The sequence below is a fragment of the Klebsiella sp. CN_Kp088 genome (assembly GCF_040064335.1).
GTDB classification, from domain to species: domain Bacteria; phylum Pseudomonadota; class Gammaproteobacteria; order Enterobacterales; family Enterobacteriaceae; genus Klebsiella; species Klebsiella aerogenes.
Window position 1 is genome coordinate 96,554 of sequence record NZ_JBEAIQ010000001.1, and the last position, 24,385, is coordinate 120,938.

Consider the following 24,385-nt stretch of genomic DNA (forward strand, 5'->3'; position numbering starts at 1 on the left):
CTCTGTTGAGACGGCTTTTTTATATAGACAGCGAAACCATGATTTGCTCATAAAGTGAACGGCGATGGGTGTTATACTATGCCTGTTTTTTCACCACACTGAGGATATTATGGATACCGAGTTAACCCCCACGCAGATGGCCATCGAGTACCTGCGCCGCGATACCGCTGTTATGACCCCCGCGCAGTACCTGAAGAAGCTCAAACTCCTCGAGCTCGAGTTTGCCGATCTGATGTCGCTTTCGTCGATGGAACTAAAAGAAGAGATCGACCTGGCCTGGCGTTTAGGTATCCACTAACGCATTCTCTAAGCTTGTTAAATTAGCGTTGATATCCGGGGCCGTATGGCCCTTTTTCTTTTTTAGCGGGCCGACAAAAATATCCCCCGACGGGCGGGGGATGTTAGATATAATTTCAAACCTCATGAGACGCCGTTAGTCGTCGTCTTCATCGTCCAGTTCAACCGGGGTTTGATAAGCTTCCGGTTTCAGTACCAGCAGGTCGCAGCGCAGGTGGTCGATAACCTGTTCCGCGGTATTGCCGAGAAACGCGGCAGAAATACCGGTGCGGCCAACGGTGCCCAGCACCACAATCCCGGCCTGCAGATGTTCAGCTAAATCAGGGATAACCTCTTCCGGCAGCCCTTTCTCTACGTGGGTGCGGTTTTCATCGATGCTGAATTTCTGGCGCAGCGCTTTCATAGCCAGCAGATGCTGGCCGCGAATCGCATCGTTATAGATGCTCGGGTCAAAATCAGGTAATTCAATGGCGATGTTGATAGGCGTCACCGGATAGGCGCCAACCAGATGTACTTCGGTATGGTTAACCTGATCGGCGAGGGCGATAGTCTCCCGCACCAGTTTTTCATTGAGGGCGTTGTGATAGTTCTCTTCACTGGCCAGATTAACCGCTACCAGCGCTTTACCTCCTTCCGGCCACGGTTGATCTTTAACCATCCATACCGGGCATGGACATTTGCGCAGCAGGTGCCAGTCGGTCGGGGTGAAGATGACTGCTTCGAGTTTGTCGTGCTGATGGGCCATTTTCAGCAGCAGGTCGTGTTTATCGCTGATGATTTCCTGAATGATGGCTTCAAAGGGGCGGTTGTGCCACACCACTTTGATATCGATTGGCACCCCGGATTCAATGTAAAACTTGGCCTGTTCACGGATCCAGGCGCTGCGTTGGCTAATCACGCCCTGGCGCATCGCCGTGCGCTCGTCGGGCGACAGCAGGGTGGTCATTTCATAGGAAAAATCATAGATCGGCAAAAAGGCTTTGATGCGTCCACCAATCCGTTGGTGCAGATACACCGCGCGCCGTAATGCAGGCTGGTCGTCCTGGTTAGGGTCGATTACTACCAGCATGTTCTGATACTTCGCCATACAGGGTCTCCTTACAGCTGTAGCTACAGTCAGTCATTAAAAAGATAACCTATATGGATGAATTGAAACAGGGGATGACCCTGGCCAGATCAACAAATTAGAAAAAAATGTCGATCCGGCACAAGGTAGAAGAAAGTATAGCGGAGATAAATCAGGCGACGTTGCGCGCCTGGCCTGCCAGTTGCGCCAGCAGATCGCTGTTTTCGATGGTGATATATTTCCCTTTCACCGCCAGCATACCGCTTTTCTGGAAACGACCGAGCAGGCGGCTAATGGTTTCTACCGTCAGGCCCAGATAGTTGCCGATGTCGCCACGCGTCATGGTCAGGCGGAACTCACGCGGTGAGAAGCCGCGCTGCGCGAAACGGCGGGACAGGTTGTAGATAAAGGCCGCCAGCCGTTCTTCTGCGTTCTTTTTGGAAAGCAGCAGGATCATGTCCTGATCGCCTTTGATCTCGCCGCTCATCAGGCGCATCATCTGCTGACGCAGGTTCGGCATTTTACCGGAAAGATCATCCAGCGTTTCGAACGGAATTTCGCAAACCATTGAGGTTTCCAGCGCCTGCGCAAAGCTTGGGTGCAGGGCGGTGCCAATGGCGTCAAAACCGACCAAATCACCCGCCAGGTGGAAGCCGGTAATCTGCTCATCGCCTTGTTCGGTGATGGTGTAGCTTTTGATGGTCCCTGAACGGATAGCGTACAGCGACTTCAGCTCATCACCCGCTTTGAACAGGGTTTGCCCTTTCTGAATAGGCTTCTTACGCTCGATGATATTATCAAGCTGATCCAGCTCATGTTCGTTCAAAGTAAAGGGGATGCAGAGCTGGCTAATGCTGCAATCCTGACAATGGATTGCACAACCACCAGACTGAATGCGTCGTATAATTCGCTTTTCCGGGATCATATGTCTGCTCAAGCTTTAATTGATATTGGTCAATTTTAACATCTTTTTGAGGAGCAAGTAAGTCTCGAAACCCGGAAAGACGCAATATTAGAAGGGGAAATATACCTTTCACCCTATCTCTTTGATAACAAGAAATTTATTAAGCGATCAATTATTGTAAAGTTACCTGTAATTTCCAAAAAAGCATTATCTGTTAAAGCAGCAAATAGCCTTCATGGCGCAATAACCACTCTTTGCGCTGTACGCCCCCAGCGTAGCCGGTCATGGTGCCGTTACGGCCAATCACCCGATGGCAGGGAACCACAATGCTGACCGGGTTGGAACCGTTTGCCGCGCCGACCGCACGGGCCGCGCCTGGGCGGCCGAGAGCCTCGGCTAACTGACCATAATGCATGACTTGCCCGCAGGGAATCGTGCGCAGCGCTTGCCAGACCTGACGTTGAAACGGCGTTCCGCCGGTGGCGGTCGGCAGGGTATCGATAATCGCGAGATCGCCGTCGAAGTATTGCCGCAGCTTCGCGCTCACCCCGCCCGGATCGCGCGCATCAAGACGTTCATAACCCTCATGGCGGTAGTGGATGTCGAGCAGTTGCTCCATACGGTCACGGTGCTGATCCCACTCCACGGCGCGCAGGTTAAATTGTTCATCGCAAATGACCCACAACGGCCCCAGCGGGGTATCGATTTTATCTTGCAGTAGCGTCAGCATCGGTCTTCCTTCTACGAGGTTATTTCGGCAAGAGCACACCATATCATGACGTGCGCTCTGCCAACTATACCTCCGAAAGGTCAGCAAATAATGAAAGGCTGTACTATTAATTTATAAATACGAATCGCAGTCATTTAAATTCCGTCATTCGATTGCCCAATCGCAAATTGCCGGAATAAAGGGACGGGGAGCAATGTTTATTTTTGCATTAACTAGCAGGCGCGGCAGAAAGAGCATTTTGCTACCTTTGTCTGGCGGCGAATTCCCCTGTGCGGAGGAGCGTTCAGTTCAAATCTCTATGCAGTTTGTCATACGCACGCGAATTAGCGTGAACTGGCTAATTCACCGGGAGGCACCCGGCGTCGCAGATAAATATACAGGCATTCCTTGAGTCAATTATTTTTCCAGCGCTTTGGCGCTGGTTTTTTTTAACCAACAGAAAGGTGGCGATATGCAATACATATTAACGGGAGTTGTTGTGTTGATTATCAGTGGGTTAGCTATCAATTTGCTGTCGTTGGCCATCGAAAGTCTGTGTAAAACGCTCCTGAACCGCACCACAATTCGTTAACTCACGCAGGCCCTCCCTGGCCTGTCGCTGCGTTAGGGCAAACGCGGATAGATGCCGGGACCTATCGGCAGCCCGACAAGATACCAGCCTACCAGCAGCAGTAGCCAGACGGCTAAGAAAATGAGTGGGTAGGGTAATACCAGCGAATAGTAGGTGCCCAGTTTGGCATCGGGCCGGTAGCGCTGTAAAAAGCCGAGAAACAGCGGCACAAACGGCGATACCGGCGCGAGCGGCAGCACGGAAGAGTCAGCGATTCGAAACAGGATCTGCGCAAACGCCGGGTGAAAGCCCAGCAGCATAAACATTGGCACAAAAATGGGCGACAGAATCGACCAGATAGCCGAACCGCTGGCGATAAACATACACAAAAACGCCGACAGTAGCGCCAGGCCGACAAACGCCGGCACCCCATTCATCCCGGCGCTCTCAAGCACATCGGTCAGACCAACGGCCATGAATTTCCCCATATTGCTCCAGTTAAACATGGCGACAAACTGGGCCAGCGGGAAGACCATCACGATAAATCCGGCCATCTCCTTCATCGGCTCGATCATTAACTGCGGCAGGTCAGCCTGACGGCGAATTTTGCCGGTGGCGATGCCGTAAGCTAAAGATACGACAAAGAAAAAAAAGATAATCAGCGGCACTATGCCTTTAATAAAGGGCGAGGGCATCACGGTATGCTTGATGGGATCGCGCAGAATGCCGTTGTCCGGCACCACCATCAGCGCGATAACCGCCACAAACAACAGCGCCGCGATACCGGCAATGCGCAGCCCGAAGCGTTGTTCCGCCGTCAGCGTCTGTAGGGTTTCATCGCTCTTACCCTGCCACTTTCCTAACCGCGGCTCGACCAGTTTATCGGTAATCAATCCGCCGACCAGAGTAAGTACGATGACTGAGGTAGCCATGAAGTACCAGTTGTCGATGACGCTAACATGCAGCGAGGCATCGAGCGTTTTCGCCGCTTCGGTACTGATACCGGAGAGCAACACGTCGGTGGTGACAATGAGTAAATTTGCCGTGAATCCGCAGCCAACGCCAGCGATCGCCGCCAGTAACCCCGCCACTGGATGACGACCGACGGCGAGAAACATCAACGCCCCTAGCGGCGGCATAATGACCAGCGCCGCGTCGGAAGAGATATGGCTGAAAAAGGCGATAAATAGCACCATGTAACTGGCGTAACGCGCGCTAACGTGCGATGACATCTTGACCATCAGCGACGGCAGCAGGCCGACACGTTCGGCGAAACCGGCGCCGAGCACCAGCGCCAGAATCGCCCCCAGCGGCGCGAAGCCGCTAAAGTTTTTAATCACGTTCGGCAGAAACCAGTGCAGCCCTTCAGCGCTGAGCAGATTCTTTACCACCACTCGCGAACCGTCGGTGGGGTTCTGTACGCCGACGTTTAGCGCCGACAAGATGGCGGTAGCGGCCATCAGCGCCACTATCAGATAGATAAACAGCAAAAATGGATGCGGAACCTTATTACCTATTTTTTCAACCCAGCCATACAGCTTACCGGTGGGGGAATGCGACGGTATGGATGACATACTCATGGGCGTTCCTCAGTTGTCGTTGTTGTGTTGGTTGCGGCATACCTCATGGGTTGTCAGCTGTTATTTTTATTGGCGATTGCCATCACGCTGTGCGTTATCCCAGAGGCTAATTTTTCTTATTTTAAAATTGATGGTACGACGTCACGCGGGATCGGGCACTGGTATGGGCTTACCGCCAGTACCTGAGCCAGTTCCTGCTGGCTTGCTTCGAGTAACGGCCTGTCGCTGAACAAACGAATCGCCGTTGCTCCCAGTATCTTACCCGCCAGCAGCATCCCTTTATGGGCGATAGAGGTTCTTCCCTGGCTTACCAGTTGCCAGCTGTGCAGCGGCGTACCGATGGCGAAGCAGGGGCTAAAACACTGGGCCACCGGCGCTTTCCAGCTCACGTCGCCGACGTCGGTAGAGCCGGCCAGCACGTTTTCCGTCGCCGCCCACGGCGCGACTTCATCGATCAGCACCGTGTCGTGATGGTGGCGGGCAAACGCTTTTCCTTCTTCACCGCTGGTGCCGGCAATATTCTTCAGGCTGTTCTGTATATCGTTCACGCCGAGCGTGGCACGAATATCCGCTGCGAAAGCGCGCTCCTGGTCACTCCATTGCGGCGTACCGTAATGACATACGGCCTGATACATTGCCGCTTCCAGCGTGCGATTGGGGAGATAGCTGGAACAGGCTTTTTCAAAACGACAGCTGACGCTGGTTTCGGTCATCAGCGCGGCGCCCTGAGCAATTTTCTCAATACGGGCAAAGATTTGCTGCACGTCGGCCATTTCCGGAGCGCGAATCAAATACAGCACTTCAGCCTGCGCCTGCACCACGTTGGGCGACACGCCGCCGGTATCCGTAATGGCGTAGTGCACACGCGCTTTCTCGATAATATGCTCATTGAGGAAGTTACTGCCGGTGGTCATCAGCGTGACGGCGTCCAACGCGCTACGCCCAAGATGCGGTGAGTTTGCCGCGTGGGCGGCGGTTCCGGTAAAGCGCCACGCCGCCTGAATATTGGCCAGCGTGCTGGTGCTGAACATCCCGGCCCAGGCTTCCGGATGCCAGGTGAGGGCGGCGTCGATATCATCGAATAGCCCCTCGCGCACCATAAAGGTTTTACCCGAGCCGCCTTCTTCACCCGGGCAGCCATAAAAGCGCAGGGTGCCCGAGCCGCCATGCTGCTGCAGCCACTGTTTCGCAGCGACAGCAGCGGCGAACGCTGCGGTGCCGAGGAGATTATGCCCACAGCCGTGGCCATTTTCCCCCGGCGTCGCGGATGTTGGTTCAGCACTGTGCGCCTGTTGGCTGAGTCCTGCCAGCGCATCAAACTCGCCGAGCAGGGCGATGACTGGTTTACCCTCGCCAAAGCTGGCGATAAACGCATTGGGGATTCCACCAGCGTGACGGCTTAGTTGAAAACCTTCCGCTTCCAGCGCGTCGGCCAACCGCGCGGCGGACCAGAATTCCTGGAATCGGGTTTCCGGATGATCCCAGATATCATCGGCAATAGCGCAAAAATCGTCGCGTCGCGATTCAATGATGTCATCAACAAATTGATAGATCTTTTCCATCACACACCTCGCTGCCAGGGAAAGTTGAGCGCGATGCGCGCCAGCGTCTCGACCGCGATGGTCATGACCCCTTCGTCGAAATCAAATTTCTCATTGTGATGTCCGGCGCTCAGTTCAGTACCGAAAATCATGTATGAAGCCAGTCCGCCGCGCTCCTGTACCCGCGCCATCATCAAAGTGGCATCTTCGGATCCCGCCGGCGCAGCAATATGATCCACCGCCTCTATCACACCTGGCACCTGTGCTGCCTGTTCACGCAGGTATTGCACCCACGCCGGAGAGGGGGCGCTGGAAGTTGCCGCGCCCATGAGCCGTAGTTCATAGCGGGCTTCATACATCGCTGCGGCGCCGGCAATCACGTTTTGCGCCCGCTCAAACACATACTGGTTGATAGCTTCCGTCTCGCCGCGGGTTTCGACTTTTATCAGCGCGGAAGAAGGGACCACGTTGCGCCCGGTACCGGCCTGCATAACACCGACGTTAACCCGCGAGGCGCCGGCGCTGTGCGGCGCGATGGCGTGCAGGGCGAGGGCGGCCTGCGCGGCGGCCAGTAGCGCGTTGCGCCCATCTTCCGGTTTGCCGCCGGCGTGAGCGGCGACGCCCTCGAATTGCACGTCGAATTTGGTGGTCGCCATAAAGTTGTCACCGCCGCAGACCACGGTGCCGCTGGGGACGCCGGTGCCGATATGAATGGCGGTGAAGTAGTCCACGTTATCGAGCACGCCTGCCGCCACCATCGCGCGTGCGCCGCGGGTGCCTTCTTCGGCAGGCTGGAAAATCAGCTTGATGATCCCGTTGAGCCGATCGGCATACTGCTGTAGCACATGCGCTAAACCCAGCCCAATGGCGGTATGGCCGTCATGACCGCAGGCGTGCATCATTCCGGCGTTGCAGGAGGCGAAACCCGCGCGATGCGGGCGATGGCAATCGTCGTGTTGTTCGTTAAGATCGAGCGCGTCCATATCGACACGAAACGCCAGCGTCGGGCCGGGGCGGCCTGTGTCCAGGGTGGCGACGACGCCGGCGAATCCGCCTTCAAAAGCCGGTAGCCAACGTTCCGGCGCTCCCTGTTCGCGGGCGCGCTGGAATGCCTGCTCCAGGGTAGCATCGTCGGGCAGCCCCATCCGGCTGTCGGCATCGATAACGTCGCGCCCCAGCGCCAGTTGATAACCGAGGCCGTCTAAGATCCCGGCAACCTTGCTGGCGGTACGAAATTCCAGCCATCCGGACTCCGCGTGCAGGTGAAAATCACGACGCCATTGCGTCATTTCCGGCGCCAGTTGGCTTACCAATTCATGAAGTTGCGGCATAACCCTTCCTGTCATATTAAAAAAGTGTGACGGCGTTCACGAAGTGATAGCTTTTGCTTATCACATACGCCTTTCATGCAATCTCACCCTTAACCTGCCACAGCATGTTCGATTACAGTAGATGTCATTTTCTTCTGTCTGATAAACAATGGTTATCATCTAAAGCATGTCATTTCAGATTAAATTTCATCAAATTCGCGCTTTCGTTGAGGTTGCCCGCGAGGGGAGTATTCGCGGCGCCAGCCGGGCGCTGGCGATCTCGCAGCCTGCGTTGACCAAGGCGATTAAAGAGCTGGAAGAGGGGCTTTCCGCCCAACTGTTTGTCCGCCGCAGCCAGGGGGTGGCGCTGACGGAAAACGGCGAAAGTTTTTACCAACATGCGAGCCTGATCCTTGAAGAGCTGCGGGCGGCTCAGGATGAACTGCTGCAGCGTCAGGGCGAGCAGGCCGGGCAGATTAATATTGGTCTCGGCGCCAGCGTCGCCCGTTCGCTGATGCCATCGGTGATCTGCCGCTTTCATCAGCAGCATCCGTTGGTGAAGGTGCGGATTATGGAAGGGCAACTTCTGGCGATGATTAATGAGCTGCGTCAGGGTGAGCTTGATTTCACTATCAACACCTACTATCCCGGCCCGTACGATCATGAATTCAGCTTTGAAAAACTGTTTGAGAAACCATTCGCGGTATTCGCCCGCGCCGGACATCCGGCGGCGCGCGCCACTTCCCTGACTGAATTGCTCGATCACCACTGGACGATGCCAACGCCGCGCGGTAGCTACTTTAAACAACTGCAGGAGATGTTTAACCAGGCCGGGCTGGCGCCCAAGGTCGATATCGTGTGTGAAACCTTCTCTTCGTGCATCAGTCTGGTGGTGAAGAGCGATTTCCTCAGCATTCTGCCGGTAGAGCTCGGAAACGATCCGATGATGGCGGATAAACTGGTGATGATCCCGATACGTGAAACGTTGCCCAGGGCAACCTACTACCTGATTCAGCGGCGCGATACGCGACCAACGCCGTTAACGGCTTCGTTAATCACCTTGTTTCGTCGTCAAAGCCGTCAATTGTTTCCTTAAAAATCCTGCGTGGGGCTATTTGCCGGCAGTGGCGGCTAAACGCGTTGAGGGGGAGGCGCGAGGCGGCTATAGTAGCAGGCGATAGCCGCTGGAGGAGATACCATGAACCTTGACGACAAATCCCTGTTTCTTGACGCCATGGAGGATGTCCAGCCTCTGAAACGCAATAATGACGTACACTGGCACCGTGAGCGCAACGTGCGCGCCCCGCAGCGTATCGATACCCTGCAGCTCGATAATTATCTGACCACCGGCTACCTCGATATTGTGCCGCTCGCCGTGCCGCTGGAGTTCAAACGGGAAGGGCTGCAAGGCGGAGTGCTGGAAAAACTGCGGCGCGGAAAATACAGCCAGCAGGCAAGCCTGTCGCTCCTGCGCCAGCCGGTCGAACAGTGTCGGCAAATGCTGTTCGCCTTCGTGATACAGGCGCAAAAAGAGGGGCTGCGTAATTTACTTATCATCCACGGCAAAGGCCGTGATGACCAGGCCCACGCCAATATTATTCGCAGCTACCTGGCGCGCTGGCTGCCAGAGCTGCCCGAGGTACAGGCGTTTTGCGCCGCGCTACCGCACCACGGCGGCAGCGGCGCTTGTTACGTGGCGCTGCGTAAATCCGAACAGGCTAAGCAGGAGAACTGGGAGCTGCACGCTAAACGCAGCCGCTAGCGCAGCAGCAGCGTTAGCTCGCGGGCGGCTTTTTGTAATTCCGGCAGCACTCTGTCCAGCATTTCGCGGGTCGACATCTGGCCCGCGTGAACCCCGACGTTCAGCGCTGCTTCCACCTGTCCCTGCGGGTTATATAGCGGTACCGCCAGCGAACGCAGCCCCATTTCCAGTTCCTGATCGTTCAACGCATATCCCTGCTGATGCACGCGTTTTAGCTCCGCGCGCAGCTTATTCACCGAATCTACCGTTTGCGGGGTGTAGCGAATCATCGTCACCCGGCCCAGCATGTCGTTCAGCCGTTCTTCCGGCTGATGGCTTAACAGCACGCGGCCCATGGAGGTCGCCCACGCCGGCAGGCGGCTGCCGATATCAAGATCGATCGTCATAATTCGCGAACTGGAGGCGCGGGCGATATACAGGATATCGTCGCCATCGAGGGTGGCGATTGAGCAGGATTCATTGAGCATTTCGCTCAGATGCTTGAGCACCGGCTGCGCCGAGCGCGCCAGCGGCGTTGAGGCCAGCCAGGCGTGACCGAGGGCGAGGATCCGCGGACGCAGCTGGAAATTCTTACCGTCTTCGGCGTAGACGAATCCCAGTTTGCTTAAGGTATACAGGCAGCGCCGTACCGCCGCTCGGGGGATGCCGGTCTTTTGGCTGATCTGCGAAATCGACAGCACCGGGCGCTGCGGGGTAAAAGCCTGAATCACTTCCAGCCCCCGCGCCAGCGACGCCATAAAGTTCGGGTCGCCCTTAAACGGATCGCCGTCGCCCGCCACTACATCATCTGGATGCTTGTCCATTTTGTTCTCCGTATTTGCCATCGATCACATTCTTTCGCTAAAGATATACGATGTTCGATTATCGCACCATATTTCGATTATCGCCCTTGACCAGCATCGTTAAGCGGGTCACATTTTGTGCGAACAACGCATATAAGTGCGATTACCGCACGTTAAGGAGCGACCTGATGATTGATAAAAGCGTGTCGACGCTGAGTGAGGCCATTGCCGGGATCCACGACGGCGCGACCATCATGATCGGCGGATTTGGCCCCGCCGGGCAGCCGACGTATCTGATTGACGCCCTGATTGACCAGGGCGCCCGCGACCTAACCATTATTAATAACAACGCGGGTAATGGCGAAGTGGGGCTGGCGGCGCTGCTCAAAGCCGGGCGGGTGCGCAAAATGATCTGCTCATTCCCGCGCCAGGTAGATTCACAAATTTTCGATGACCTCTATCGCCGCGGCAAAGTTGAGCTGGAACTGGTGCCGCAGGGCAACCTGGCGGCGCGGATCCAGGCCGCTGGCGCAGGTCTCGGCGCGGTCTTTACCCCTACCGGCTACGGCACGCCGCTGGCGGAAGGCAAAGAAACCCGGGAAATAGATGGCCGCCATTATGTGCTTGAGTATCCGATTAAAGCTGACTTCGCCTTGATTAAGGCCCACCAGGGAGACCGCTGGGGCAACCTGGTCTACCGCAAAGCGGCGCGCAACTTCGGCCCGATTATGGCGACCGCCGCCAAAACCACCATTGTTGAAGTCTCGCAGCTGGTCGCCCTTGGCGAACTCGACCCGGAAAACATCATCACCCCGGGGATTTTCGTCCAGCGTGTATTCTCGCTGGAAAATCTGTCCGTCGCGCAAAGCGCCTGAGGAGCCGAACATGCAAAAACTGACTCGTGACGAAATGGCCCAGCGCGTCGCCCGCGATATTCCGGAAGGCGCTTACGTCAACCTTGGTATCGGTCTGCCGACCCGCATCGCCAACTATCTACCTGCCGATAAAGAGGTGTTCCTGCACAGTGAAAACGGGCTACTGGGAATGGGGCCGAAGCCGCAGCCCGGCGAAGAGGATCCAGAACTGATCAACGCGGGTAAAGAGTATGTCACCCTGCTGCAGGGCGGCTGTTTTTTCCACCATGGCGACTCCTTCGCCATGATGCGCGGCGGACATCTGGATATCTGCGTGCTGGGCGCCTATCAGGTTTCCGCCAGCGGCGATCTCGCTAACTGGAGCACCGGCGCGCCGGATTCGATCCCGGCGGTTGGAGGGGCGATGGATTTGGCTATCGGCGCCCGCCAGGTGTTTGTGATGATGGACCATCTGACCCGCGATGGCGAATGCAAACTGGTCGAACAGTGCAGCTACCCGCTAACTGGCGTCGGTTGCGTCAGCCGTATCTATACCGATCTGGCGGTCATCGATATTACCGACCGCGGCCCGGTGGTGCGTGAAATCTTTAACGGTCTCTCATTTGAAGAGCTACAGCGCATCACTCCGGTGGCGCTGACTTTTGAACAACTGGCGGAAAGTGCGTAAGGAACCTATGATGAATCAGGCATTTATCTGTGATGCGGCGCGTACGCCGTTTGGCCGTTTTGGCGGCGCATTATCCGGTATGCGCGCTGACGATCTGGCGGCGCTGCCGCTGAAAGCGCTGCTGGAACGTAATCCGGGTCTCGATCCGGCGCTAATTGACGATGTGATCTACGGCTGCGCCAACCAGGCCGGAGAAGATAACCGTAACGTGGCGCGTATGGCGCTGTTGCTGGCCGGGCTGCCGCAGAGCGTTCCCGGCAGCACGATTAACCGCCTTTGTGGTTCCAGTCTCGATGCGATCGGCGTCGCGGCGCGGGCGATTAAAAGCGGCGAAACCCAGCTGATGATCGCCGGTGGGGTGGAGAGTATGTCGCGCGCGCCGTTTGTGATGGGCAAAGCCGAGAGCGCCTTTAGCCGCTCGATGCAGATGGAAGATACCACCATCGGCTGGCGCTTTATTAACCCGCAGATGAAAGCGCAGTACGGCGTGCACTCGATGCCGGAAACCGCGGAAAACGTCGCCGATGAGTTTGCCATTTCTCGCGCCGACCAGGACGCTTTTGCGCTACGCAGTCAGTTACGTACCGCGGCGGCGCAGGAAGCGGGGCGTTTCGCCGATGAACTGATCGCCGTATCGGTGCCGCAGCGCAAAGGTGAGCCGCTGCGTTTCAGCCGCGATGAACATCCGCGCAGCACCTCGCTGGAGGCGCTGGCAAAACTGCGCGGCGTGGTCCGCACCGACGGCAGCGTTACCGCCGGTAACGCCTCCGGCGTCAATGATGGCGCCTGCGCGCTGCTGTTGGCCAGTGAACAGGCGATGTCGGCGAATGATTTACAGCCGCTGGCGCGGGTTGTCGGCGTGGCGACGGCGGGGGTGGCGCCGCGAATTATGGGCTTCGGCCCGGCGCCGGCGGTGCGTAAGGTGCTGGCGCAAACCGGGCTGACGCTGGCGCAGATGGATGTCATCGAACTGAATGAGGCTTTTGCCGCACAGGCGCTGGCGGTTACCCGTGATTTAGGCCTGCCGGATGATGCCGCCCACGTTAACCCCAACGGCGGGGCCATTGCGCTGGGTCATCCGCTGGGGGCTTCCGGCGGACGTCTGGCGATGACCGCCGCTTATCAGCTGAAGCGTACCGGCGGACGCTATGCGCTGTGCACGATGTGTATCGGTGTGGGCCAGGGGATTGCGCTGATTATTGAACGCGTTTAAGGAGTCGCGATGAGTTTGTTGACCCCCATGTTGCGCAGCAGTCCGCTAACCGACTGGTTTAGCGATGCGCAGCGGGTACAGGGTATGCTGGATTTCGAAGCCGCGCTGGCGCAGGCGCAGGCCGACTGCGGGCTGGTGCCGCAGGCGGCAGTCTCGCCGATAGTCAACGCCTGCCGGCATGCGCTTATCGATTTCGACGCGCTTGGACAGGCTGCGGCCAGCGCCGGCAATCTGGCTATTCCGCTGGTCAAACAGCTGACTGCGCGGGTGAAAGCGCAGGATCCGGACGCCGCGCGCTATGTCCATTGGGGCGCCACCAGCCAGGACGCTATCGATACCGGCTTTGTTCTGCAACTGCGGGGCGCGCTGGCGGCGACGGATAGCCTGCTACACAGCCTGATTGACGCGTTCGCCGAACAGGCGCAGCGCTATCAACATACGGTGATGCCGGGGCGCACCTGGATGCAGCATGCGCTACCGGTCACGTTTGGCCTTAAACTGGCGGGGACGCTGGATACGCTGCTGCGCTGGCAACAGCGGTTGATTGAGATGCGCCCACGGGTGCTGGCGCTGCAGTTTGGCGGTGCGGCGGGCACGCTTGATTCATTGAAACAGCAGGCGCCGCAGGTGGCGCAGGCGTTGGCGCAAACCCTCGACCTGCAGTTGCCGGATACGCCATGGCATAGCCAGCGCGACCGTTTCCTCGAGGTCGGCGCCTGGTTCGCTGGCGTTTGCGGTACTCTGGGAAAATTCGCCAATGATTTTTCGCTGCTGATGCAAACCGAGGTTGCGGAAGTCGGCGAGCCGCTGGCGGAAGGGCGCGGGGGCTCCTCGACCATGCCGCACAAACGTAACCCGGTCTCCTGCGCGGCGATTCTAACCGCGGCGCAGCGCACGCCGGGGCTGGTCGCCACCCTTTACGCCGGTCAAATCCAACAGCATGAGCGCGCGCTCGGCGGCTGGCAGGCCGAATGGGAAACGCTACCGGAACTGATCATGCTGGTGGGCGGGGCGCTGGCGCAAACTGACATGCTGGTGCGCGAGATGCAGGTTTTCGTGCATAAGATGCGTGCCGACCTCGATATCACTCACGGGCTGATTATGGCGGAAGCGGTGACCCTGGCGCTGGCGGAGTTTATTGGCAAAGCCGAGGCGCACCATCGTGTAGAAGCGCTGTGTCGTCAGGCGTTGGATCGCAATGGCTTGCTTGTCGATCTGCTGGCGGCTGACCCGCAGGTCAGTCAGTATCTCTCCCGCGAACGTTTAAACTCGCTACTGGATCCGGCAACGGCCACCGGTAGCGCCGAACGCTTTGTGCGCCAGGTACTGGCGCGTTATCAGGAGCAACATCATGAATCTTGATTATCAACTCGACGGGCCGGAAGGCGCGCCGGTTATCGTGCTGTCGAACTCGCTTGGCACCACGCGCGCCATGTGGCAGCCGCAAATGGAGGCTCTGACGGCGAATTTTCGCGTACTGTGTTATGACACCCATGGCCATGGTAAAACGACGAAAAACGGCAAGGTGACCCTGGCGCAACTGGGCGAAGATGTGATTGCGCTGCTCGATCACCTTAATATCGGTAAGGCGCTGTTTTGCGGTATTTCGATGGGCGGGCTGACGGGATTATGGCTGGCGCGCTTTGCGCCGGAACGTTTTTATGCGGTGGCGGTGGCTAATACCGCGGCGCGGATCGGCGAGCAGTCGGGCTGGCTTTCCCGCGCTCGTGCGGTGCGTCAGGAAGGGATGGATGTGGTTGCCGCGGGAGCGGCGGACCGCTGGTTTAGTGATAATTTCCGCCAGCGCGCGCCGGAGGTGGTCGAGGCGTTATGTCACCAGTTGACCCATAGCGACGCTGAAGGCTACGCCGCCTGCTGCGAAGCGCTGGCGGCGGCAGACCTGCGGGGGGAGGTCGGGCAAATTGCGATTCCGGTGCTGATTATTGCCGGAGAAAGTGACCCTGTCACGACTGTCGCCGACGCTAACTTCCTGCATCAGCAGATTGCCGATTCCCAGGTGGTGGTGCTGAGCGCGTCGCATCTGTCGAATATCGAAGCGCCAGCCGCCTTTAACGCCGCGCTGAACGGCTTTTTGCTGGGGGAGCAAAATGGAAGATAAACAACGTTATCAGCAGGGAATGGAGGTTCGCCGCAAGGTATTAGGCGATGCTCACGTTGACCGTACGCTGCAGAACCTCACGCCGCTGAATGAGGAGTTTCAGGATTTCATCACCCGTTACGCCTGGGGAGAAACCTGGACGCGTCCGGGGCTCGATCACCATACCCGCAGCATGATCACTATTGCGATGCTGATTGCGCTCAACCGCGAGGCGGAACTTAAGATGCATCTGCGCGCCGCCTTTAATAACGGCGTGACCCGTGATGAGCTGAAAGAGTTGATTATGCATTCGGCGCTGTACTGCGGTTTACCGGCGGCAAACGCCACGCTGCACCTTGCGCAGCAGGTGTTTGCCGAGATCGACGCCGCGCAGGCGTAGGGGGCGGCGCATTGCGCCTTGTCCGGGCTACTAAATCGCACGGCGCTGTAGCCCCGGTAAGCGGTAGCGCCACCGGGGATTTTGAGTTGTAGGCCGGATAAGCGCAGCGCCATCCGGCATTACCTGGTGACGCTGCGTTGGCGTAGGATGACGTTATCTGTCGCCTTCCTGCGGCGCGACGGCCGGGGCGGTATACCAATCCTCTTTGGCGACCACCACCGCGCCTTTCGGTTGCATGACAAAATTGGGCGACATAATCTGCACGCCAAATTCGTTAAACACATCGATAATGCTGCTGTGCAGCGCGTTGCGCCCCTCCGGCAGCGTCGTTTCCGGTAACAGCCGCACCTGCAGTTCATACGACGTATACCAATCGAGCAATCCCAGTTTGCGAACCACCGGCGCCACCTGATGATCCACTCCCTGGGCGCGGTGGGCCGCCAGTTCCAGCATCGCCTGTACCTGCCGCCACGGCGTGTCGTAACCAATGGTCACGCCGGTGGTGAGGTTGATTCCCTGTTGCGGGTCACTGGCGCTGAGATTGGTGATTTTACCGCTGACCACCACCGCGTTCGGCAGGGTGACAATATAGTTCTCGCGGGTCAGGATTTTGGTCGCCAGCATGCCGATCTCGCTGACCTGGCCTTCGTTATCGGCGATGCGGATCCAGTCGCCTTTATGCAGCGCGCGGGTATAAATCAGCACCAGTCCACTCATGGCGTGATTCATCACCCCCGCTGAGCCCAGCGTCAACATCAGGCCGAAAAACACGCTAATCCCCTTGAAGGCCAGAGAGTTTGCGCCAGGCAAGAAAGGATAGGCGGCGGAGAGCGCAAAGAGCCAGATAACCACGGCGATAAGCTTTCGCGTGGCGCCGACGGTTTCCGGATGCAGACCGGGGATCTGCAGACGCCCGGCGGCGACCTGATCCAACACCAACTTCAGCAGGCGGATGATAAACCACGTAATCAGAAAGATAAGCAGTACGATCATCAATCCCGGCAGCGCCGACACGATGGACAGCGAAATATCACGAATTACCCCTACCGACCACTCACCGAGCGACTCTCCCCATACCCGGGTCCACGGAAACAGGCTGAATACCCAACTCAGCCAGACATAACCCGCCAGTACCCCTAGCAGTATGACCAGTAGCGCGTATAACCGGCTTTCAATGTTGCCGAGAAAACGCCGCCAGTTATGCGGGATCATGCTGCGTTTTTCGAGGATCCGCAGGTGGAAAAAGCGCCGTACTCGCCGCCACGAACGGAAAGCGAAATAGCAAACCAGAGCGAGGAGCAGCGCGCCGGCGACGGATTTCAGCGCTGCCAACAACAAATAGTGGGTATTGTACTGTTCGCGCAGCGACGTCCTTTGCGCTTCCATACGGGCAAGAACGCGCTGCGCCGCCTGATCGAGGGTCAGATCGTCGCCTTCATCGAGGTCGGCCTGGCTTAGCAACATAATAGGTTTGCCATTCATCAGAAACAGCCGCCCCGGCTGGTTGTAGCGGGTGATTGGCACCACCTGAAGCGGCTGGCTGATATCGGCTTCGGTGAAGGCGCGTAGCGTATTGCGGATGCGCAGAACCCGTTCTTCCGGCGTGGTCTGACCGAATGTCGCCTGTAGCATGACGATCGGTTGATGGAAAATAGCGACGGTTCGCGCCTGCTCGCGAGCGGTGGGCTGCTGACGAGGTTCTGCCGCGGAAAGCGGGAAGGCCAGCCATAGCAGAAAGCACGCCGTTAACAACGCCTGAATCCTGTTCATATGCGACACCAGAAAAGAGGAATTATTGTTATTTTTCAGCCGGTCAAACTCTGAGCGGCTGCTGGATTGAGCATAGTTCAGCGTCGGGTGAATTCAAGAATTAAGGGGGGAGAATACGCCCGACGATGAGCCGCCGGGCGCGGAGGGGATTAGCCGTGTTGTTTACAACCGGCGCACTGCTGATTTTGGATCTGCTGGAAGAAGTCGTTACCTTTATCATCAACGAGGATAAAGGCCGGGAAATCTTCCACTTCGATTTTCCAGATAGCTTCCATTCCCAGCTCCGGATAAGCCACGCACTCGAGGCTCTTAATGCTCTGCTGGGCGAGTACTGCCGCCGGGCCGCCAATGCTGCCGAGGTAGAAACCGCCGTGTTTATGGCAGGCGTCAGTCACCTGCTGGCTGCGGTTACCTTTGGCCAGCATCACCATGCTGGCGCCGTGCGATTGCAGCAGATCGACGTAGGAATCCATTCGTCCTGCGGTGGTCGGGCCGAGAGAACCTGAGGCGTAACCGGCGGGTGTTTTTGCCGGGCCGGCGTAGTAGATCGGGTGATCTTTCACGTACTGCGGCAGCGCTTCGCCGTTATCGATAAGCTCTTTCAGCTTAGCGTGGGCAATGTCGCGGGCCACGATAATGGTGCCGTTAAGGCTCAGACGCGTTGAGACCGGGTGCGCCGACAGCTGCGTCAGGATCTCGCTCATCGACTGATTCAGGTTGATGCTAACCACATTGCCTTCACCCTGTTGGCGCAGGTGTTCAGGGATATATTTCCCCGGGTTGCTCTCCAGTTTTTCGATCCAGATGCCGTCGCGGTTGATTTTAGCTTTGATGTTGCGGTCGGCGGAGCAGGAGACGCCCATACCGATAGGACAGGACGCGCCGTGGCGCGGCAGACGGATAACGCGGATATCGTGGGCAAAATATTTCCCGCCAAACTGCGCGCCGAGGCCGAGATTTTGCGCTTCCTGCAGCAGCTCTTGCTCCAGCTGCACATCGCGGAACGCCTGACCGTGCTCGTTACCCGCGGTCGGCAGGTCGTCATAGTAGCGGGCGGAAGCCAGCTTAACGGTCTTCAGCGTCGCTTCCGCTGAGGTGCCGCCAATCACAAAGGCGATGTGGTAGGGCGGGCAGGCCGCGGTACCGAGGGTACGCATCTTCTCGACGAGGTAGTTTTTCAGCTTCGCCGGGGTGATTAACGCTTTGGTTTCCTGGTACAGATAGGTTTTGTTGGCGGAACCGCCGCCTTTCGCCATGCACAGGAATTTATATTCGTCGCCGTCGACGCTGTAGAGATCGATCTGCGCCGGCAGGTTGGTGCCGGTGTTGACCTCTTTATACATATCCAGCGGCGCATTCTGCGAGTAACGCAGGTTGTCTTCGGTATAGGTGTTATAGACGCCCTGCGCCAGCGCGGCTTCATCGCCGCCGCCCGTCCAAACGCGCTGGCCTTTTTTACCCATGATGATGGCGGTGCCGGTATCCTGGCAGGTGGGCAGCACACCTTTGGCGGCGATTTCGGAATTACGCAGGAACTGCAGCGCGACGTATTTGTCGTTTTCGCTGGCCTGCGGGTCGAGCAAAATGGCCGCGACCTGCTGCTGATGCGAGACGCGCAGCATAAAAGCGGCATCGTGGAAGGCCTGCTGCGCCAGCAGAGTTAACGCCTGCGGTTCAACCTTTAACACTTCCTGGCCCGCGAATTCGGCGACGGAGACGTGCTCTTTGCTGAGCAGATAGTATTCGGTATCGTCATGCGCCATCGGGAACGGGTCTTGATAAACAAAGGGTTTCGTCGACATATTCACATACTCCATAAAGATAAAAACCGCCGGGGGAAGACCCGGCGGTTATGAATCAGAACATCATGGACATCCACGGATAGCCAATCAGCAGCAGGGCGGCCAGGAAGATGGCGCCGAAGATGGTGCCGAGGCGCCAGTAGTCTTTGGTTGGCAGGTAGCCGCTGCCGTAGTAAATCGGGCTCGGACCGGTACCATACGGGGTGATGATGCCCATCACGCCCAGCGAGGTCACCATCAGCAGGACGAAGACTTCCATATTCATGCCCGGGATAGTCGAAGCGATGGTCAGCATGGCCGGCAGCAGCGCGGTAGTGTGCGCGGTGGTGCTGGCGAACAGGTAGTGCAGCAGATAGAACGCCAGCAGCAGGACGATGGTCGCAACGCCCGGAGAAATACCGCTCATCAGCGCGCCGCCTTCTTTACCCAACCAGGCGATGAAGCCAGTGGAGGAGAGACCGTCAGCCAGCGCGACCAGCGTGGCGAACCAGACAAAGGTATTCCATGCCGCTTTGTTGTTGGTGATATCGCTCCAGGACAGCACGCCGGTCCACAGCATCAGCACGATAACCAGCAGGGCAGCCAGCGCCGGTTCAATCCAGTCGGCGGCGAAGATCCACATCATCAGTGCGAAGCAAACAAACACCAGCAGCAGGATTTCATTGCGCGACAGTTTGCCCAGTTTTTCCAGTTCACGAGCGGCCCACAGCGGTACTTCGTTATTGATTTTTACTTCTGGTGGATAGAACCAGTACGCCAGCAGCGGCATGGCCAGAATCAGCAGGATACCCAGCGGCAGGAAGGCGATAAACCAGGTACCCCAGGAGATGTTGATACCGACGATGCTTTTTACCAGCGCCAGCGCCAGCAGGTTCGGCGCCAGCGCCGACAGGAACATGGAACTGGTGATACAGGCGGCGGTAATGGCTACCCACATCAGATAAGAGCCAATACGGCGTGCGCTCGGATCGTTAGGTTTAGAACCGTACAGCGGCGGCAGGTTAGCGATAATCGGGTAGATGGTCCCGCCGCTACGTGCGGTGTTGGACGGGGTAAACGGCGCCAGCAGCAGGTCAGCGAAGGTAATGGCGTAGCCCAGCGTCAGGCTGCGGCGGCCAAGATATTTTACCAGAATCAGCGCCAGACGGCGGCCGAACTGGGTTTTGTCATAGCCGGCGGCGAACATGAACGCGCCGAAGATAAGCCACACGGTAGAGTTGCCAAAGCCGCTCACCGCCCATTTAAATGACGCGCCGGCCAGCTTAAAGCTCGGCGCCGCCATCTGTTCCGGACTGAACAGCAGCCACTGGCTACATAAAGCAATCACCACCACCCCGGTGATACCGATAACGGCGCCCGGCAGCGGTTCGAAGATAAGGCCGACGATAACGCCGACGAAGATAGCAAAATAGTGCCAGGCGAATGGCGGTAAGCCGTCAGGCACCGGGACGAACAGCAGCAGTACGGCGACGATAATGGGCAACGCCATCATGATCAGACGTTTATACGCCGCGTTAGACGCGGCACCGGCAGGCGGTATGGTTGTCTTTTTCTCTTTCATAATGAGTATCTGCTAGTAGTTGAAAATACGGTTCCGTCTTCGCTTACAACACTCGATTTTTTTAGTTGCGAAAGTTTCTTTAATTATTAATGGTCGAGATTGTTTATTGCTTAAACGGTTATTTAACGCGTTTTTCGCGGCGTTAAATTAAATTCATTGGGTATTTATATATTGCGCTTTCACGTTGCATTGCAATTGATCGAGATCAAAAAAAACAGGTGATCTGGATCTTTTTTTTCGTTTGGCAATAACCACATATGATGATGTGGTTATTATCATAAAGAAACGGAAATTGTTAAATGATCGAGAGGGTTATAACGCTTTATATAGTGAGTGTTTATTTTAACTAGTTGATATATATGATTTGTATTTACCTTTTTGTGCTTTTGATAGGTTAACAAAAGTGACCGAAATGTTATCATTCATTTGTATTATGTAAATGCGATATATAAATTTAATAATACAATAGAGGTATTGCTGTTATTGCAGGTATTAAATAGTTTTTTAACTAACGTAATTAATTTGGTAACTAAAAAACGCGCTATATTATTGGCATGACAACAGGAATGAAAATAAACAATCAATAAAATTTCCGTCACCCAATTCTGAATTTCAATATTTAAAATCTGGAGTATTAATATGACCAGTAACGAACGAATTCTGCAGCCATTTACTTTACCGAATGGGACTGAACTGAAAAACCGTTTGCTAATGGCGCCAATGACCACCTGCACCGGTTATTTCGATGGTACCGTCACCAGCGAGCTCGTTGAATACTATCGCGCCCGTGCCGGCAGCATCGGGACTATCATCGTTGAATGCTGCTTTATTGATGATTATGGTCTGGCCTTCCCGGGCGCTATTGGCATTGATAACGATGAAAAAATCGCCGGACTGGCGAAAATCGCCGAAGCGATAAAAGCGGAAGGCTCGAAAGCGATTCTGCAGATTTACCACGGCGGCCGCATGGTTGACCCACAGTTGATTGGTGGTCGCCAGCCGGTGGCGCCGAGCGCCATTGCCGCGCCGCGCGACGGCGCCGCCATGCCGCGCGCCCTCAGTGGTGAAGAAGTCGAAGGCATGATTGCCAAATTTGGCGACGGCGTACGCCGCGCGATTCTTGCCGGTTTCGACGGCGTCGAAATCCACGGCGCCAACACCTATCTTATCCAGCAGTTCTATTCGCCGAACTCTAACCAGCGTGACGATGAGTGGGGCGGCAGCCGCGACAACCGCGCCAGATTCCCGCTGGCGGTACTGGACATCACGCATAAAATGGCCCGTCAGTACGCTGATGATGCCTTTATTATCGGCTATCGCTTCTCGCCGGAAGAGATGGAAGTCCCGGGGATCCGCTTCGATGACACCATGTATCTGCTGGAGAAACTGGCCGCCCGCGGCGTCGATTACCTGCACTTCTCGGTTGGCGCGACGCTGCGCCCGTCTATCGTAGATACCAGCGATCCGACGCCGCTGATTGAAAAATACTGCGCGATGCGTTCTGAAACGCTGGCGCAGGTGCCGGTGATGGGCGTCGGCGGGGTGGTTAACGCAGCCGACGCCGAACAGGGCCTCGATCACGGTTATGACCTGATGGCCGTCGGCCGCGCCTGCATCGCCTATCCGGACTGGGCTTCACGTATCGCCGCCGGCGAAGAGCTGGAACTCTTTATCGACAGCACCCAGCGCGAGGCGCTGCATATTCCGGAACCGCTGTGGCGTTTCTCGCTGGTCGAAGCGATGATCCGCGACATGAGCATGGGCGACGCGAAATTTAAACCGGGGATGTTTGTCGAAACCGTTCAGGACGATGCCAACGAACTGGTCATTAACGTCAGCCTCGAAAACGATCGCATTGCGGATATTGAGCTGGCCGCAAGCCCAGTACAGAGCGTTGAATTTACCACCAGCTTCGAAGAGATCCGCGAACGTATTCTGACCGCCAACACGCCGCACGTCGACGCTATCTCCGGCGCGACCAGCCAGAGCGAAGCGGTGAAAAAAGCGGTGTCCAAAGCGATGCTGAAATCCAGCAAAGCGCTGGCTGCGGAAGAGGGCGGCAACGATGCCGCGCCGAAAAGCTATGACGTTGTGGTGGTGGGGAGCGGCGGCGCCGGTCTGGCTGCGGCGATTCAGGCCCACGACGAAGGCGCCAGCGTGCTGATCGTTGAAAAAATGCCGACTATTGGCGGCAACACCATCAAAGCTTCCGCCGGGATGAACGCCGCGGAAACCCGCTTCCAGCGCGTCAAAGGTATTCAGGACAGTAAAGAGTTGTTCTATCAGGAAACCCTGAAGGGCGGCCACAACAAAAACAACCCGCAGCTGCTGCGTCGTTTCGTTGAAAACGCGCCGCAAGCCATTGAATGGCTGGCGGACCGTGGGATTATGCTTAACGATATCACCACCACCGGCGGGATGAGTATCGACCGTACCCACCGTCCGCGCGACGGATCGGCGGTTGGCGGCTACCTGATTAGCGGTCTGGTGCGTAATATCACCAAACGCGGTATCGATGTGCTGCTGGATACCTCGGTAGAAGAGATCCTGATGCGCCACGACGAAGTGAGCGGCGTGCGTCTTATCAACGATGAACAAGAGATCATCGACGTGCAGACCAAAAGTATCATCGTGGCGACCGGCGGCTTCAGCGCCAACAGCGCGATGGTGGTGAAATATCGTCCTGACCTCGAAGGCTTCGTGACCACCAACCATAAAGGGGCGACCGGTAGCGGTATTGCGCTGCTGGAGCGCATTGGCGCCGGCACCGTGGACATGGGCGAAATTCAAATTCACCCGACCGTCGAGCAGCAGACCTCGTACCTGATTTCCGAATCGATTCGCGGCGGCGGCGCTATTCTCGTTAACCAGCAGGGGAACCGCTTCTTCAACGAGATGGAGACCCGCGATAAAGTGTCTGCGGCGATTATCGCGCTGCCGGAACACTATGCTTACATCGTCTTCGACGAGCATGTGCGGGCGAAAAACAAAGCCGCCGACGAGTATATCGCCAAAGGCTTCGTCACCAGCGCCAGCTCGCCGCGTGAACTGGCGGAGAAGCTGGGGATGGATTACCATGCGTTCCTCGCTACGCTGGAATGCTACAACGGCGCGGTGGAAAAACAGCACGATGAAGCGTTTGGCCGCACAACCGCGCTGCGCGCGCCGATTAACGAAGGCCCGTTCCACGCCATTCGTATTGCCCCAGGGGTGCACCACACTATGGGCGGCGTGACCATTAATACCGATGGCGAAGTGCTGAATGTGGCGCAGCAGCCGATTCGCGGCGCCTACGCCGCGGGTGAAGTGGTTGGCGGTATCCATGGCGGTAACCGCATCGGCGGTAACGCGGTCGCGGATATCATCATCTTCGGTACCCTCGCGGGCCATCAGGCGGCGAAACGTGCCAGAGGATAATAGGTAATTGCTGATGCCGGGCTGGCTTAGCCGCCCGGTTTATCCCTTCTAAGGAGAGCC

At 56.9% G+C, this 24,385-nt stretch carries 20 protein-coding genes; 10 read left to right on the forward strand and 10 right to left on the reverse strand.

Features of this window, described 5'->3' with window-relative positions; all coding sequences use genetic code 11:
* The first annotated feature begins 109 nt into the window (after nucleotides 1-109).
* The gene (locus ABLV08_RS00480; RefSeq protein ID WP_015366818.1) at nucleotides 110-298 is read left to right on the forward strand and encodes a YdiH family protein; all 189 of its coding nucleotides are present in this window, start codon (nucleotides 110-112) and stop codon (nucleotides 296-298) included.
* Nucleotides 299-433: 135 nt separating this feature from the next.
* Here the strand turns inward: ABLV08_RS00480 and uspE are convergent, their stop codons facing one another.
* From uspE to ABLV08_RS00510, 6 genes are all read right to left on the reverse strand, one after another.
* The gene (gene uspE / locus ABLV08_RS00485; RefSeq protein WP_015366817.1) at nucleotides 434-1,384 is read right to left on the reverse strand and encodes a universal stress protein UspE; all 951 of its coding nucleotides are present in this window, start codon (nucleotides 1,382-1,384) and stop codon (nucleotides 434-436) included.
* A gap of 151 nt (nucleotides 1,385-1,535) precedes the next feature.
* Nucleotides 1,536-2,288: a fumarate/nitrate reduction transcriptional regulator Fnr gene (gene fnr / locus ABLV08_RS00490; RefSeq protein ID WP_004862555.1), complete on the reverse strand. Its 753-nt coding sequence runs from the start codon at nucleotides 2,286-2,288 to the stop codon at nucleotides 1,536-1,538.
* 193 nt (nucleotides 2,289-2,481) lie between these two features.
* Complete coding sequence (ogt, locus tag ABLV08_RS00495; RefSeq protein WP_047053771.1) at nucleotides 2,482-2,997, reverse strand: methylated-DNA--[protein]-cysteine S-methyltransferase; 516 nt, start codon at nucleotides 2,995-2,997, stop codon at nucleotides 2,482-2,484.
* A 603-nt stretch (nucleotides 2,998-3,600) separates the two neighbouring features.
* A complete protein-coding gene (gene abgT, locus ABLV08_RS00500; protein ID WP_348855414.1) occupies nucleotides 3,601-5,127 on the reverse strand; it encodes a p-aminobenzoyl-glutamate transporter in 1,527 nt (508 codons plus the stop codon).
* A gap of 116 nt (nucleotides 5,128-5,243) precedes the next feature.
* Nucleotides 5,244-6,689, reverse strand: coding sequence for a M20 family metallopeptidase (locus tag ABLV08_RS00505; RefSeq protein ID WP_348855415.1), 1,446 nt, complete (start codon nucleotides 6,687-6,689; stop codon nucleotides 5,244-5,246).
* Nucleotides 6,689-7,999, reverse strand: coding sequence for a M20 family metallo-hydrolase (locus ABLV08_RS00510; protein ID WP_348855416.1), 1,311 nt, complete (start codon nucleotides 7,997-7,999; stop codon nucleotides 6,689-6,691). The genes ABLV08_RS00505 and ABLV08_RS00510 overlap by 1 nt, the downstream gene beginning before the upstream one ends.
* A 166-nt stretch (nucleotides 8,000-8,165) precedes the next feature.
* Here ABLV08_RS00510 and ABLV08_RS00515 point away from each other — a divergent pair, with 166 nt between their 5' ends.
* Both ABLV08_RS00515 and smrA read left to right on the forward strand, forming a co-directional pair.
* Complete coding sequence (locus ABLV08_RS00515) at nucleotides 8,166-9,074, forward strand: LysR family transcriptional regulator (RefSeq protein WP_015366811.1); 909 nt, start codon at nucleotides 8,166-8,168, stop codon at nucleotides 9,072-9,074.
* 102 nt (nucleotides 9,075-9,176) lie between these two features.
* Entirely contained in the window at nucleotides 9,177-9,740 is a 564-nt protein-coding gene (smrA, locus tag ABLV08_RS00520; protein ID WP_348855417.1) for a DNA endonuclease SmrA, read from the forward strand.
* On the opposite strand, the gene ABLV08_RS00525 is transcribed toward smrA, so the two are convergent.
* Entirely contained in the window at nucleotides 9,737-10,543 is an 807-nt protein-coding gene (locus ABLV08_RS00525; RefSeq protein WP_015366809.1) for an IclR family transcriptional regulator C-terminal domain-containing protein, read from the reverse strand. The genes smrA and ABLV08_RS00525 overlap by 4 nt on opposite strands.
* A 167-nt stretch (nucleotides 10,544-10,710) precedes the next feature.
* Here ABLV08_RS00525 and ABLV08_RS00530 point away from each other — a divergent pair, with 167 nt between their 5' ends.
* From ABLV08_RS00530 to pcaC, 6 genes are read left to right on the forward strand one after another with little or no spacing between them, the layout of a single operon-like run.
* On the forward strand, nucleotides 10,711-11,397 hold the full coding sequence (locus ABLV08_RS00530) for a 3-oxoacid CoA-transferase subunit A (RefSeq protein WP_015705261.1): 687 nt from the start codon (nucleotides 10,711-10,713) through the stop codon (nucleotides 11,395-11,397).
* Nucleotides 11,398-11,407: 10 nt separating this feature from the next.
* Nucleotides 11,408-12,064 carry a 3-oxoacid CoA-transferase subunit B gene (locus tag ABLV08_RS00535; protein ID WP_015705262.1) on the forward strand — a complete coding sequence of 219 codons (657 nt, stop codon included), beginning with the start codon at nucleotides 11,408-11,410 and terminating at the stop codon, nucleotides 12,062-12,064.
* A gap of 10 nt (nucleotides 12,065-12,074) precedes the next feature.
* Nucleotides 12,075-13,277: a 3-oxoadipyl-CoA thiolase gene (pcaF, locus tag ABLV08_RS00540; protein WP_047058509.1), complete on the forward strand. Its 1,203-nt coding sequence runs from the start codon at nucleotides 12,075-12,077 to the stop codon at nucleotides 13,275-13,277.
* Between the two features lie 9 nt (nucleotides 13,278-13,286).
* Nucleotides 13,287-14,639 carry a 3-carboxy-cis,cis-muconate cycloisomerase gene (locus ABLV08_RS00545; RefSeq protein WP_348855418.1) on the forward strand — a complete coding sequence of 451 codons (1,353 nt, stop codon included), beginning with the start codon at nucleotides 13,287-13,289 and terminating at the stop codon, nucleotides 14,637-14,639.
* On the forward strand, nucleotides 14,629-15,396 hold the full coding sequence (pcaD, locus tag ABLV08_RS00550) for a 3-oxoadipate enol-lactonase (RefSeq protein ID WP_348855419.1): 768 nt from the start codon (nucleotides 14,629-14,631) through the stop codon (nucleotides 15,394-15,396). The genes ABLV08_RS00545 and pcaD overlap by 11 nt, the downstream gene beginning before the upstream one ends.
* Nucleotides 15,386-15,775, forward strand: a complete 390-nt coding sequence (gene pcaC, locus ABLV08_RS00555) for a 4-carboxymuconolactone decarboxylase (protein WP_015705266.1) — start codon at nucleotides 15,386-15,388, stop codon at nucleotides 15,773-15,775. The genes pcaD and pcaC overlap by 11 nt, the downstream gene beginning before the upstream one ends.
* 153 nt (nucleotides 15,776-15,928) lie before the next feature.
* Here the strand turns inward: pcaC and ABLV08_RS00560 are convergent, their stop codons facing one another.
* From ABLV08_RS00560 to ABLV08_RS00570, 3 genes are all read right to left on the reverse strand, one after another.
* Entirely contained in the window at nucleotides 15,929-17,545 is a 1,617-nt protein-coding gene (locus ABLV08_RS00560) for a mechanosensitive ion channel domain-containing protein (RefSeq protein ID WP_348855421.1), read from the reverse strand.
* A gap of 149 nt (nucleotides 17,546-17,694) precedes the next feature.
* On the reverse strand, nucleotides 17,695-19,347 hold the full coding sequence (gene fumA, locus ABLV08_RS00565) for a class I fumarate hydratase FumA (RefSeq protein WP_020078961.1): 1,653 nt from the start codon (nucleotides 19,345-19,347) through the stop codon (nucleotides 17,695-17,697).
* Between the two features lie 55 nt (nucleotides 19,348-19,402).
* Nucleotides 19,403-20,908, reverse strand: a complete 1,506-nt coding sequence (locus tag ABLV08_RS00570; protein WP_032707943.1) for an anion permease — start codon at nucleotides 20,906-20,908, stop codon at nucleotides 19,403-19,405.
* A gap of 639 nt (nucleotides 20,909-21,547) precedes the next feature.
* On the opposite strand from ABLV08_RS00570, the gene ABLV08_RS00575 reads away from it, so the two are divergent.
* A complete protein-coding gene (locus tag ABLV08_RS00575) occupies nucleotides 21,548-24,325 on the forward strand; it encodes a flavocytochrome c (protein WP_015366797.1) in 2,778 nt (925 codons plus the stop codon).
* The last annotated feature ends 60 nt before the right edge of the window (nucleotides 24,326-24,385 follow it).

Coding starts and splice junctions, on each gene's coding strand:
- smrA (WP_348855417.1), top strand. CDS start 9,177: ATGAACCTTGACGACAAATCCCTGTTTCTTGACGCCATGGAGGATGTC.
- ABLV08_RS00480 (WP_015366818.1), top strand. CDS start 110: ATGGATACCGAGTTAACCCCCACGCAGATGGCCATCGAGTACCTGCGC.
- pcaC (WP_015705266.1), top strand. CDS start 15,386: ATGGAAGATAAACAACGTTATCAGCAGGGAATGGAGGTTCGCCGCAAG.
- ABLV08_RS00510 (WP_348855416.1), bottom strand. CDS start 7,999: ATGCCGCAACTTCATGAATTGGTAAGCCAACTGGCGCCGGAAATGACG.
- ABLV08_RS00515 (WP_015366811.1), top strand. CDS start 8,166: ATGTCATTTCAGATTAAATTTCATCAAATTCGCGCTTTCGTTGAGGTT.
- ABLV08_RS00530 (WP_015705261.1), top strand. CDS start 10,711: ATGATTGATAAAAGCGTGTCGACGCTGAGTGAGGCCATTGCCGGGATC.
- abgT (WP_348855414.1), bottom strand. CDS start 5,127: ATGAGTATGTCATCCATACCGTCGCATTCCCCCACCGGTAAGCTGTAT.
- ABLV08_RS00525 (WP_015366809.1), bottom strand. CDS start 10,543: ATGGACAAGCATCCAGATGATGTAGTGGCGGGCGACGGCGATCCGTTT.
- fnr (WP_004862555.1), bottom strand. CDS start 2,288: ATGATCCCGGAAAAGCGAATTATACGACGCATTCAGTCTGGTGGTTGT.
- ABLV08_RS00505 (WP_348855415.1), bottom strand. CDS start 6,689: ATGGAAAAGATCTATCAATTTGTTGATGACATCATTGAATCGCGACGC.
- pcaF (WP_047058509.1), top strand. CDS start 12,075: ATGAATCAGGCATTTATCTGTGATGCGGCGCGTACGCCGTTTGGCCGT.
- pcaD (WP_348855419.1), top strand. CDS start 14,629: ATGAATCTTGATTATCAACTCGACGGGCCGGAAGGCGCGCCGGTTATC.
- ABLV08_RS00560 (WP_348855421.1), bottom strand. CDS start 17,545: ATGAACAGGATTCAGGCGTTGTTAACGGCGTGCTTTCTGCTATGGCTG.
- uspE (WP_015366817.1), bottom strand. CDS start 1,384: ATGGCGAAGTATCAGAACATGCTGGTAGTAATCGACCCTAACCAGGAC.
- ABLV08_RS00575 (WP_015366797.1), top strand. CDS start 21,548: ATGACCAGTAACGAACGAATTCTGCAGCCATTTACTTTACCGAATGGG.
- ABLV08_RS00545 (WP_348855418.1), top strand. CDS start 13,287: ATGAGTTTGTTGACCCCCATGTTGCGCAGCAGTCCGCTAACCGACTGG.
- ABLV08_RS00535 (WP_015705262.1), top strand. CDS start 11,408: ATGCAAAAACTGACTCGTGACGAAATGGCCCAGCGCGTCGCCCGCGAT.
- ogt (WP_047053771.1), bottom strand. CDS start 2,997: ATGCTGACGCTACTGCAAGATAAAATCGATACCCCGCTGGGGCCGTTG.
- fumA (WP_020078961.1), bottom strand. CDS start 19,347: ATGTCGACGAAACCCTTTGTTTATCAAGACCCGTTCCCGATGGCGCAT.
- ABLV08_RS00570 (WP_032707943.1), bottom strand. CDS start 20,908: ATGAAAGAGAAAAAGACAACCATACCGCCTGCCGGTGCCGCGTCTAAC.